Below are 12,649 nucleotides of genomic sequence, written 5' to 3' on the forward strand. Positions count from 1 at the left end.
ATCAAATCCACCAGCTATCACAGAACCAACAGCGTTAAAGCTGCAGAACCTATAGAAAGCAAGAGGAATCCATCCGTTTCAACAGCGCGCTCTTGCCAACGCGCTAACCAGGCTTGTGCAGACTGATTGCTTACTGGCAGGAAATTAATCGCAACTGGTAGGAAGCGACCGATGTTGAAGATGGCAATGATGGCAATAGCAGTTGTAACGTTTCCGCTGAACAGGGCTGCGCCGGTAACGATATAGAGCATTGGCGTCTGCACATAGGTAAGATAATTCATACCCAATGCAAAACCGTACAATAGACCGATCACCCATGAACGGAAGCGGTAACGTGCATCATGAGGAACCTGTGCGCGGCGCTGCGGATATGGCATCTTCAAAAATCCAAACTGATGGAGACCATAGCCGATGCCTATTACAGACAGACCCACTACCAAATAATTAAAAGGCAGCTGCTCGAACAACAGCCAACCTGCCAGACCCAGCACACCCCCCAAAACCAATGCACCAACTGCATAACCCAGTGCATGTGTCAAAAAGGTTGGTGTCCAGCGCGCTACTGATCCGAATGTGTAACGACCGGCAGGTCTTAACAGACTCAAGCTTGAATAACCACATGGAGACCATGTAGATAACAAACCTCCTACCAGTGCCAACACTACGAATAGTCCGGTCAAGGCCATTTCAGTCGGCATGACGGATTGCAGCATACCGCCACCAATGAGTCCGGTAGCAATAGCCGAAACCACCATGACCAACCTGGTCTTTGTCGACTGTGTTTCAGAAAAGGTATATGCGTCAGGTATACATTCAATCGCAGCGTGGGTGCTCTGCGATTGGTGTAGTACTGTTGCACCTACATTCATACTCATATTTCCTCCTAAAGCCAAATGGCCAACAGTTGTTAATGAGTTGTAAATGTAAAGGAATTAATTTGGCATCTTTAGCAAGAATCGGCACATCCTTATCACCTGTAATTTTTATGTAACAAGTCTTGCCGATTTTTACTATTCAAAAAAAAGAACCTCCCCATGGAGGGTGTGTGGCACGTATGGGGAGGCCTAAAAACGAACTTAGCAACCTTTGGAGAAATCGCTAAATTTGGGAGGCGCGACAATAGCAGCCTTTTATGAAGATAAGTTGATAAAATCGGCAAATAATTAAATAATTACTATAAATTCATGCTAGTTATGCCAAATATTGCTATTTATATGCATATTTTCGCTCTAAAGTAGCATTTACCAGTCCGTATATCCAAAAGCAAAAACATCCCGTCTGGACTAAAAGGACACCAAAAGTGTCCGAGAGAAAAAATAATAAGAATACCGACGAATTCAATTAGAGCATCAATTGAAATTTGAAATATAAGGTCACTGCTTTAGCAGAGCCTTTATGGGGAGAGATGCAATGGGATTTCATGAGAATATTTTCGGGGTCAGCTCAACAACTGCCCTTGGCTTTCATATCGTAAAGCGCGACACGGTAGACGTTCTGGATCAAGCCGAGGCATTGCCGTTTTGGTCGCAAGACTATACCCAGCTTAGCAAAGGCACATTTTCTGGCTCGGTCGACAGCGTTGCTTGTAATGGTATTCAAATTTTCACTGAAACCATGAACCGCGCAGTGGATCAAATTGCCAGCGCACCACAAGACTGTTATGTCATCGGCTTACCCACAGTGGTTGATGGTCAATCCTCATGGGGGTTATTACCCGTTACTAAATACTCCCTCATTACCTTAGATAAAAATTCCGAGTTGTATTTCAGAACGTCTAACCTCTCGCAGATTACCGTCGCTGTCATTCCGGCCAAACGCCTAGAAGCATACGCAGAAGCGAATGACTGTTTAAACTTCAGCAAGATCATGCAATCCATCAAGCCTGTAGAGTTATTGCATTCAGATGTAGCGAGACTATTACTCACCGTTCTATTAGAAGGCTTACAAATAGATTCTGATGATAACTCCCTTATCAATCTAAATGACAGATGGCAGCAATACGAAGAAGATCTGATGTCAGCCTGTTTGCATGCCTTGTTATATGTTAATGAAAACAAACATCCGCATTTTGACCACCGTATTCCTCGCTATATTGTCAATCGTGTTAGAGATACCACTTTGAAAAACTCTGAGTTCCAGTTTTCTATCGATGAACTGTGTCACTCATTAAAGATAAGTCGCAGAACGCTCAATCACGCATTTATCAGGGTACTTGGCATCACTCCCGTTACCTATATCCGCAATGTACGGTTGCATCGAATCAGATATGAGCTGATCAATATGCCTAACGGCGTATCCAATATTGCCTTCGTCGCGACTAGGTGGGGGTTTTGGCATATGAGCCTTTTCTCTCGGTACTATCGCGAACTATTTGGTGAATGCCCTATCGACACCTTGCAAAGAGCGAAGAAAAATACCAGTATCAAAGATTAAATATCTAATGTTAGAGCCTAGCTATTTTGCCCGTGTTTGATAATGCTGATATCTGGTATTTCAGAAACAACTGCGCGATTACGCTTGTAAATCAATACACTCGCAATCAGCAAACCTAGCTCATAAAGTAACCAAAGTGGAATCGCTAAAAAGAGCTGTGAAATGATGTCTGGCGGGGTAAATATCGCACCAATCACAAATGCGCCAACAATAATATAGCTTCTAATTTCCTTAAGTGTCTTAAGCTCCACTAAGCCTGTATAGGAAATCACCACCACAATGACTGGCGTTTGAAAAGAAACACCAAAAGCAAGCATGATGGAAATCAAGAAATCCACATAATTTCCTATCTCAGTCATCACCGCCACCCCAACTGGTGCACTGCTAATGATGAATTTAAACACCACAGGCGCAACTACATAAAATGCAAAACTGGCACCTATAATTAATAATATGGCACTGGAAATTACGCCTACTACAACGAACCACTTTTCCTTAACATACAAACCTGGCTGCACAAATTTCCAGATCTGATACAGCGTATTGGGTAAACTAATCGCTATAGCCACGTATAAGGCTATTTTTAAGGGCACCATGAATGGTGAAGTGACAGATGTGGCAAGCAATTGCCCGCCTGCTGGCAATTGATTAAGCAATGGAGCAATAAAGAATTGATGTAGTTGCGCTGCAAATGGGATAGTAATACCGAGCGCAATCAACAATCCAATGATAATTCGAATGAATTTTTCTCTTAATTCGTAAAGGTGGATAAGAGTGTTATTAAGTTCCATACACATTACTCTCAACCACAGTTTTATTTTCAGCTTGCACCGCACGCTGTACTTCTGGCACTAACTCATCATCTGAAATAGTTGCATATTCCGATTGAAAAGCCAGCAGTTTCTGTTGCGCTTCTGCAGTCGCTTTTTTCATAGCATCAATCGCTACTTCACGGTCGATATCCTGTTTTAAACCAGACATATATCGCTGCAATCTACCATATAGTAAACCGTATGTCCTCGCTATTTTAGGCAACTTGTCCGGGCCAATCACCAGCAAAGCGACGATTGCAATGACAATGATTTCTGAAAAACCGATATCAAACATCTGAAGATTTGTCTCCCAAGCTTGATGACTCTTTTGCGGCTTCTTTGAAGTTTTTTACCGCTCCGCCAATATCAGAACCCATATTGCGCAAACGCTTAGTGCCAAAAACCATTGCCACAACCGCTAGGACAATCAACCAATGCCAAATACTGAAACTACCCATTTATTAACTCTCCCAAATATCTGAAATGTAATAATCCTTGATATACAGGAGTTTCGTTAGCAATAAATGGCACAACTTATAACATAACAACACTAAGAATAAATCAAAGAAATAGATGATTTGAATAAGGTGTATTTATATACTTTTCACAAAGTATAATTTGTGTGGAGATGAGGAACCCGACTAACTTTGAGTCAAATAAATAAGTGTCTGCTTAGGGCCACAAGTTACGACATTAATCGGCCCAAAGCAGTCATTGAGTTTCAATTCTGGGAAAGTAAAATCCGCTTGCTTACATAACTTTCTCTATATAGGTACTTCATCTTCATCAAATAAATAAGGGCGCCGAAGTAGCGCCCTTATTTATTCCTAAACTGTTTACAGCCTAGATTATTAACGAACTTTGTCTTTCAGTTTTGGCATTTCACCAGAAAAATCTACCCATGCATTGGTATTAAGCAACTCTGCATGAGGCACGCTCGGTTCTTCATAGCGAATCATGAAGCTTTCAGGGCCGTGTGCGAAAGCAACGATAAGGCCATTTTGTGGTTCCATGTAACCTGCATGCATGCCAAGGCCAGGATAGCTTAAACGTACTGCCTGGTCGTTTGGCCCAACATGCTCAACTGTTAATCTTGCAAGTACGCCATTTGGCAGAACATATACCCAGGTAAATGGACCACCTGAAACTACTGTCATCACTTCATCCAGACCCATACCATTGTCAGATGAATTTACATGCAGCGTTCCGTAACGCTTCAACACGTCCTTATGTACCTCTGGGCTAAGTGCTTTCATATCGTAAACCTTAGGATACGGCGCAGTATTGCCTTCTCTTGTACCAAGATACCCACCACGTGGCGCTACTGGTGTGCGGCCAGCCAGCTCAATTTGCTCAAGCAATTGACCACGATGTAAATAGAATATCTTGATAAGCTTGTTTTGTTCTTCAGCAGTGGTTGGTCTTGTCACTGAGGCGTTGATGATCGGTTTGGCCTCGTCTGGAATTGGTAATGTGCTGGCACGAACTCCAATCGCACGCAGTACAGCATTTACATTTTCCACGCCGGTAACGTTACTGCGGCCATCGCTAAACTGAAGCTTCACGACATCGTGTGCATATACAGCAGTCGCGTTTCCGATGATGAATAAAGTTGAGATGAATCCCATTAATTTTCTTTTGAATTTGAGTGTAGTGCCCATGTTGCTCTCCTTTGATTGATATTAACTATGTTTAAAATTTAGACTTTGCCTCGCTGGCTCATGACGATGCTTGCCAGCACTAAGGTGATACCCAATGCTTGAGTTATGGTCAGTGATTCAGATGCCAGAAACACACCAAGCAGTACTCCTGTAACAGGGTTGAGTAACCCAATCATTGCGACGGTGCTTGCTTTAAGATGTCTAAAACCAGTGAACCAGCAAAAATAACCAATCACAGTGGCAATCAAACTGATATAGGCGAATGCTGCAACTTCACTTCCGTTGAGTACAGGCGGAGTACCCTCAACAAGTACCGCTGCAATTGCCAATTCAATCCCACCTGCGAGTAACTGCCATGATGTTGTGGTGAGAACTGGGGTACCGTCATCCCATAGCTTGGTTAACACGGCACCAATAGACATAAGTACAATAGCGCCGCCAGAAGCTGCTACTCCCCAAGGATTAACTACTCCACTTGCGGCGCCCACGATTAAGGTCACACCAAAGACACCAAGAACTGCCCCACCTAAAAACCATGTGGTAATACGTTCTTTCATCAAGAGCCAAGCTAGTCCAGCAATCACTATTGGACTTAATGAAGCAATGGATGCTGCGATGCTTGATGGCAGAAGTTGTGCTGCAACATAGATCAGCAGAAAAAATATGCCCATATTTAATGAGCCAAGAACTGCTGCTTTCAGCCACCAAGCACCCCGTGGTAATTGACGCACGATCAGCAGCATCACTATCCCAGCGGGTAAGGCACGAAATGCAGAACCCCATAATGGAGAACCCGGCGGCAGAAAGGTGTGTGTGACCCAGTAAATGGAGCCAAATAAAATTGGCGCAATTGCCGTGATAAGCGACCAACGTAAACTGTTCATAAGTGACTTCTCAGGTAAATTTGAATAGCCACAATCATCTAGCATCTGTTATATTTATGGAAATCGTTTATTTATATAGTTACTATTCTCCACATGGATGAACTAAGACGAATCGATCTCAATTTATTGTTGACTCTACATGCGCTATTAACCGAGAAGCACGTCACACGTGCTGCTGTACTCCTGCATAGGAGTCAACCAGCCGTTAGTCATTCACTGTCCCAACTACGAGCGCACTTCAATGACCCGTTACTGGTAAAACAGAATGGAAAGCTGGGATTAACAACGCGGGCTTATGCTTTACTGCCACCACTTCAAGATGCACTGAACAGTTTGGATGGATTGTTGGGCGGGAAGATGCAGTTTGATCCTAATCAGATCAAAAGACGTTTTAGATTGGCTATGTCTGATTACGCAACGCGCCTTGTATTACCTCGTTTGGTAAAGCATTTACGTGAGTTTGCTCCGGGTATAGATTTGGCAGTGAGCCAGGCGAGCCGAGATGCAATGCTAGTTCAATTGATCGCAGGTGAGTTGGACTTGGCACTTGGACTATTCCCTGAGGTGCCAGAAAGCATCAAAGTACAGCCACTTTTCTCAGAAGGCTATATCTGCCTAGCGGATAAAAAAACAATACCTGACGAAGGTGGATTATCTTTGGATGATTGGCTGAAAAGACCTCATGTTTTAGTTGCCTTACGCCCAGACTCCAATGACGAAATTGAACGGGCTTTGGCACTGATTGGCAAACAAAGAAGAATCGCAGTTGCATTGCCACATTGGGGTGTGGCAGCGGATTTGATACCAGATACTGATCTTATCCTGACCGTAGCAACAAGAGGTGTAGAGCATCTAAAACAATTCTATAATCTGCGCCAATTCTCACCACCACTAGAGCTAGCTCAATTTACTTACAAACAAGGATGGCACTCAAGACAGGACAATGATCCCGCACATGAATGGTTGCGACAAACTGTGGTGGATTGCAGCCAACCTATGTAATTAAAATTAAGATTGAATATAGTAACAATATTAATAAAAGTTCTAACCACACGATTACAATTAAAAGTTAAGTGCTAAAGGGTAACCTTAATTCAAAGAGTGAATGACCGCTTTGGGCCGAACTGGGACATATATATTTTGAAAACAATAAAAAAAGCCCTTAAGGGCTTTTTTTAATTAATTCTCTATTTATATGATATTTTGGGAATTATTCGGACTTTTAAGAGAACCTACAATCTTAAATATCTAAATTACCTGCTCGCAACGCATTACTTTCAATAAATGCACGTCTTGGTTCAACATTATCACCCATTAACGTGGTGAAAATTTCATCTGCAGCAATTGCATCATCAATTTGTACTTTTAACAAGCGACGCACTTGTGGATCCATTGTGGTTTCCCATAATTGTTCTGGATTCATCTCGCCCAAACCTTTATAGCGCTGAATATTGAGGGTATTTCTTGCTTCTCCCAATAGCCAATCTAACGCTTGTTTAAAGGTTGTCACTACCTGCTCTTTATCGTTACGTTTAATAGTGGCCTCTGCGCCTATTAAACCTTGCAGCATGGTAGATACTTTGTTAATTTGCCTGTAATCGCCGCTACTTAAAAAAGCTGCATCTATTACGCAACATTGTAAATTACCGTGTACATATTTATTTACTTCTAAACGGTACGCATTGGATTCTGCATCGAATGCAACAATCACTTCACTACCAATAGCGCCTAAAATCGGACGTAATTGCTCAGCCACTTTATTAGCGTTTGTTTCGTCGCTTAGATTAATATCACCCACATCTTGAATCGCGCGCAATACACTTTCGTCATACAGCGCAGCGATACGGCGAATGACCGCTTCAGTTAACACCATTTGTTTGGCAATTTCTGCCAATGGCTCGCCTGTTAAGATACCTGCGTTGGTTTTTGTATCCAGTTCTGCACCTTTTAATGCAGAGTTCAGCAGATAAATATCCAACTCTTGCTGATCTTTTAGATAGCGCTCATCTTTACCTTGTTTCACTTTATACAGAGGTGGTTGCGCAATATATATATGGCCGCGCTCTACTAATTCTGTCATTTGACGATAGAAGAATGTCAGTAATAAGGTACGAATGTGCGCACCATCAACGTCCGCATCCGTCATGATAATAATGCGGTGATAGCGCAGTTTTTCAACATTAAAATCCGCTTTACCAATACTAGTACCAAGTGCGGTAATCAACGTGGCGATTTCTTGTGAGCCCAGTAATTTATCAAAACGTGCTTTTTCCACGTTTAAAATCTTACCTTTAAGCGGCAAAATAGCCTGATTTTTACGATCGCGACCTTGTTTGGCTGAACCGCCCGCAGAGTCACCCTCGACTAGATATAATTCGCATTTTGCAGGGTCTCGTTCTTGGCAATCCGCCAGCTTTCCTGGCAAGCCCATTGTATCCATCACACCTTTGCGGCGTGTGATTTCGCGAGCTTTACGTGCCGCTTCACGTGCACGCGCTGCTTCTACAATTTTGCCACAGATAATTTTTGCATCCACTGGATTTTCAGCCAAAAACTCAGCTAGTTTTGCTGATACCACTTCAGAAACAACGGGTTGCACTTCGCTCGAAACAAGTTTATCTTTGGTTTGTGATGAGAATTTAGGATCCGGCACTTTTACCGATAACACACAAGTAATACCTTCACGCATATCATCGCCAGTAGTTTCAACTTTGGCTTTTTTCGCTATTTCTGATTGCTCGATATATTGATTAAGCGTACGTGTCATCGCTGTACGCAAGCCGGTTAAATGCGTGCCACCATCGCGTTGCGGAATGTTATTGGTAAAGCATTGCACGGTTTCAGAGTAGCTATCATTCCATTGCATCGCCACTTCAATCGTCATACCATCTTTTTCGCCGCTGGCATAAAATGTCTTTGGATGCATGACTGTTTTACTGCGATTAATATATTCAACAAAAGATTTTATACCACCCGCATGCGCAAAATTTTCACTCTTACCTGTGCGTTGATCAATTAACTCAATTTTTACACCATCATTTAAAAATGACAGTTCGCGTATACGTTTAGCTAATATTTCAAAATGATATTCCACTAATACAAACGTTTCTACAGAGGCTAAAAAGTGGACTTCTGTGCCTTTTTTATCAGTTTTTCCTGTTAATGCAAGCGGTGCCATCGGCACACCGCGCTGGAATTCCATTTGGTGCACTTCGCCTTTGCGATAAATTTTTAAACGCAGCCAATCTGAAAGCGCATTCACCACAGAAACACCCACACCATGCAAGCCGCCAGATACCTTGTAAGAATTCTGGTCAAATTTACCGCCCGCATGCAATTCCGTCATCACAATTTCTGCAGCAGAGCGTTTTGGATCATGCTTATCATCATCTTTAACATCGGTTGGAATACCGCGGCCATTGTCCGATACGCTAATCGAGTTATCTGGATGGATAATCACTTTAATATCATCACAATGCCCTGCTAAAGCCTCATCAATCGCGTTATCTAACACCTCGAATACCATGTGGTGCAAACCAGAGCCATCGGACGTATCGCCGATGTACATACCCGGGCGTTTACGCACCGCATCTAAGCCTTCTAAAATCTTAATACTGTCTGAATTGTATTCTGGTTGTGCTTTTGTGGTATTAACCATACTATTTTCTTTACTCTTTTATTAGTGGGTTTCTTACTTACTTTTAACGACTTGTTTCACGTGAAACTTTAATAAGCTTAAATGCGCATTGGCATTACAACATATTTATAATTTTCATCATTCGGAACAGTAATCAAGCAGCTGCTATTGGCATCCGCAAATGAAAAATTGATATTCTCATCGCTGACATTATTCAACACATCAATCAAATACGTCACATTAAAACCAATATCCAAACCATCTTGTACATATTCAATTTCCAACTCTTCTTCCGCTTCTTCTTGCTCGGTATTAGTACTAATCAGCTTCAAATTATTGTTACTTAATACCATGCGAATACCGCGATATTTCTCATTCGATAATATAGAAGCGCGTTGCATGGCGGTTAATACCGCTAAACGATTCACACTAAACGTATTTTGATGGCCAGTTGGAATCACTCGATGATAATCAGGAAATTTACCATCTATCACTTTTGAAATTAACCGAATATCACTAAAGGTAAAGTTTACTTGACCTGCATTAATTTCAATAATGACTTCTTGTTCAGAATCATTTAATAATTTAATCAGTTCTATCACGGTTTTACGCGGAACAATAACATCAGTTTTATCATAACTTTGATTAAGTTTAATCGAACTAAAACTCAAACGATGGCCATCTGTGCCGACTACATTTAAATTATCTTCAACCACTTCTAGTAACAAACCGTTCAAATAGTAGCGAATATCTTGCTGTGCCATTGCAAATTCCACTTGCTTAAATAGTTTTTTCAATGCTATTTGGCTAATACTGATATTAACACCTTGACCCGTCGCTTTTGTCATCACTGGATAATCAGCAGCGGGTAAGGTCTGTAAATTAAAACGACTTTTCCCTGCTTTTACCGTCATGCGGCTGTCATTGGTAATCATATCGATTTCAGCTGACTCTGGTAATGAGCGACAAATATCTAAGAATTTTTTAGCTGAAATTGTCGTTGATAATTCACCACTGAAGTTGTTTTCAACGTTGAGCGAAATTTGCATTTCTAAATCGGTTGCCGTTAATTGCAATTGATTATTTTTAGCTTCTAGTAATAAATTAGAAAGTATCGGCAGAGTGTGACGTCTTTCTACAATACTAGTGACATTCATCAATGGTTTTAGCAAAGTTTCGCGATTTATTTTAATTTGCATGGTTTAAATTCCTAAGGTAATACCGATTTTTTTAAGTAGTTAGTTTTTAAATAAATAATAATATATAAAATAACAATAATAGTAATGGCGTTTTTTTCTGTGTATATCTTTTAAAAAATAATTAAATCAATTAGTTAAGTGCATTTTAATGTTGTTTATAACTAAGTTTATTACTGTGCATTAATTGTGTATTAAAAATCGCATTAAGTAAAATCGCGTTTTATTCTTATTCTATCCACAAGCTAAAAGTACTTTTATACACAGCCGTTCAACCCTCTAATTCCTATTTATTAATCACGAATCACTTGCGTTAGAAAGCCTAAATCTCGCGCAATCGTTTGATCATTTAAGCGTAACTGCTCAATCTCATCACATGCATGCATCACTGTTGTGTGATGACGACTACCAAACGCTTCACCAATCTCAGGGAAGCTATGATTCGTCAATTCGCGCGCAAGGCTCATCGCGATTTGTCGCGGCCGTGCAAAATTACGCGAACGTTTTTTGCTGTACATCTCGCCGACTTTTATTTTGTAATAATCAGCAACGGTTTTTTGAATATTCTCAATGGTAATTTGTCGACCGCGCACGGCAATTAAATCACGTAACGCATCTTTAGCTAAATGAATATCAATGGCGTGACCCGTAAAATTTGCCATCGCCACAATTCTATTTAACGCACCTTCTAATTCGCGCACACTAGATCGTATTTGTTTCGCCACAAAAAAAGCTACATCTTCCGAAATATGCACTTTAGATTCTTCCGCTTTTTTAAGCAAAATTGCCACACGCATTTCCAATTCTGGCGGTTCGACTGCAACCGTTAAACCCCAACTAAAGCGCGTACGCAAGCGCTCATCTACATCTGCAATTTCTTTTGGATAAGTATCGCATGTGATAACAATCTGTTTTTTCTCTTCAATTAAGGTATTAAAAGCATAGAAAAACTCTTCTTGTGTGCGATTTTTCTTAGCAAAAAATTGAATATCATCGATTAATAACAGATCTAGCGAATGATATTGACGCTTAAATTCATCAAAAGCTTTATTTTCATAAGCTTTCACTACATCGGATACATAACGTTCCGCATGCAAATAACGAATATTGGCGTCAGGTTTTTGTTGTTTTAATTGGTTACCAATGGCTTGCAATAAGTGCGTTTTACCCAAACCCACACCGCCGTAAATAAATAGCGGGTTATAAGATTGACCAGGATTATCAGCCACTTGAATTGCGGCTGCACGGGCCAACTGATTGGCGCGGCCGGTGACATAATTATCAAAATTAAAACTGCTATTTAAGCCAGATGCGCGTTCAGCATTGCGAGGAACCGCTATTTTAATTGGCGTATCTTTTTTAGATGAACTTTGTGTTTCATTGGCTTTTTGCAAAGGCGAACGGATAATGTCGCTGAAATTTTGAGCAGGATTTTTTCTAAGATTATTCTTCTCTGTATTTTCAGGCTTGGATGGATTAATACACAATTCAACGGTGAAATTATTAGGCAATAATTCTGCTGCAATCGATTCAATTTTGCTTAGAAACCGGTCTTTTACCCATTGCTGCACAAATTTATTTGGCGCAAGCACGCGAATGGCATTGCTTCCCTGAGCGTTTTCAATCAACTCTGTTTGCAGCGGTTTAATCCAGGTATTGAATTGCTGTGTTGATAACTCTTGTTCAAAACGCCTCAGGCAAGTAGGCCAAAAATTATGCATCTGTTTTCTGCCCTCCCAAGCGTTAGTGTTGTGAATGCGTTTATAATGAATGGCTTGCACATTTATATGCACCGTTAATCATCCATACGCAGGTTAGTTAACCATTATTTTTAGTGAGTTTTTCATGAAAAAACGCTAGAGCAAAACTAGAGTAAAAACCGTGCGTTAATCTTTCTATTTTAGCTTGTTTACTCTTACTTATCCACAGGCAATTAGCTTGATTGTTAAACTAAATATCGGTTGACAAAACAACACTTAATCGTGTTTAATAGAGGGCTTTGTTGCATATTGCTTTTGCGGAGAAT

Annotated in this window: 11 protein-coding genes; 2 read left to right on the forward strand and 9 right to left on the reverse strand. The window is 40.9% G+C overall.

Features of this window, described 5'->3' with window-relative positions:
- Positions 1-17: 17 nt before the first annotated feature.
- Positions 18-875 (reverse strand): methylamine utilization protein MauF, encoded by an 858-nt coding sequence (locus METVE_RS0104180; protein WP_020167194.1) that lies wholly within the window; start codon positions 873-875, stop codon positions 18-20.
- 520 nt (positions 876-1,395) lie between these two features.
- Between METVE_RS0104180 and METVE_RS0104185 the strand changes: the two genes are divergently transcribed.
- Positions 1,396-2,433 (forward strand): helix-turn-helix domain-containing protein, encoded by a 1,038-nt coding sequence (locus METVE_RS0104185; protein WP_020167195.1) that lies wholly within the window; start codon positions 1,396-1,398, stop codon positions 2,431-2,433.
- A 17-nt stretch (positions 2,434-2,450) separates the two neighbouring features.
- Here the strand turns inward: METVE_RS0104185 and tatC are convergent, their stop codons facing one another.
- From tatC to METVE_RS0104210, 5 genes are all read right to left on the reverse strand, one after another.
- The gene (gene tatC / locus METVE_RS0104190; protein ID WP_020167196.1) at positions 2,451-3,224 is read right to left on the reverse strand and encodes a twin-arginine translocase subunit TatC; all 774 of its coding nucleotides are present in this window, start codon (positions 3,222-3,224) and stop codon (positions 2,451-2,453) included.
- Positions 3,214-3,540, reverse strand: a complete 327-nt coding sequence (gene tatB / locus METVE_RS0104195; RefSeq protein ID WP_020167197.1) for a Sec-independent protein translocase protein TatB — start codon at positions 3,538-3,540, stop codon at positions 3,214-3,216. The genes tatC and tatB overlap by 11 nt, the downstream gene beginning before the upstream one ends.
- Entirely contained in the window at positions 3,533-3,703 is a 171-nt protein-coding gene (gene tatA / locus METVE_RS0104200) for a Sec-independent protein translocase subunit TatA (RefSeq protein ID WP_020167198.1), read from the reverse strand. The genes tatB and tatA overlap by 8 nt, the downstream gene beginning before the upstream one ends.
- Positions 3,704-4,096: 393 nt before the next feature.
- Positions 4,097-4,906: a hypothetical protein gene (locus METVE_RS0104205; RefSeq protein WP_020167199.1), complete on the reverse strand. Its 810-nt coding sequence runs from the start codon at positions 4,904-4,906 to the stop codon at positions 4,097-4,099.
- A gap of 38 nt (positions 4,907-4,944) precedes the next feature.
- Complete coding sequence (locus tag METVE_RS0104210; protein ID WP_020167200.1) at positions 4,945-5,790, reverse strand: DMT family transporter; 846 nt, start codon at positions 5,788-5,790, stop codon at positions 4,945-4,947.
- A gap of 93 nt (positions 5,791-5,883) precedes the next feature.
- On the opposite strand from METVE_RS0104210, the gene METVE_RS0104215 reads away from it, so the two are divergent.
- Complete coding sequence (locus METVE_RS0104215) at positions 5,884-6,792, forward strand: LysR family transcriptional regulator (protein WP_020167201.1); 909 nt, start codon at positions 5,884-5,886, stop codon at positions 6,790-6,792.
- Between the two features lie 238 nt (positions 6,793-7,030).
- Here the strand turns inward: METVE_RS0104215 and gyrB are convergent, their stop codons facing one another.
- The 3 genes from gyrB to dnaA form a co-directional block, all read right to left on the reverse strand.
- Positions 7,031-9,448, reverse strand: coding sequence for a DNA topoisomerase (ATP-hydrolyzing) subunit B (gyrB, locus tag METVE_RS0104220; protein ID WP_020167202.1), 2,418 nt, complete (start codon positions 9,446-9,448; stop codon positions 7,031-7,033).
- A gap of 77 nt (positions 9,449-9,525) precedes the next feature.
- A complete protein-coding gene (gene dnaN, locus METVE_RS0104225; RefSeq protein WP_020167203.1) occupies positions 9,526-10,626 on the reverse strand; it encodes a DNA polymerase III subunit beta in 1,101 nt (366 codons plus the stop codon).
- A 290-nt stretch (positions 10,627-10,916) separates the two neighbouring features.
- Positions 10,917-12,344, reverse strand: coding sequence for a chromosomal replication initiator protein DnaA (gene dnaA, locus METVE_RS0104230; protein WP_026362004.1), 1,428 nt, complete (start codon positions 12,342-12,344; stop codon positions 10,917-10,919).
- Between the last annotated feature and the right edge of the window lie 305 nt (positions 12,345-12,649).

The sequence above is a fragment of the Methylotenera versatilis 79 genome, assembly GCF_000384375.1.
GTDB classification, from domain to species: Bacteria; Pseudomonadota; Gammaproteobacteria; order Burkholderiales; family Methylophilaceae; genus Methylotenera_A; species Methylotenera_A versatilis_B.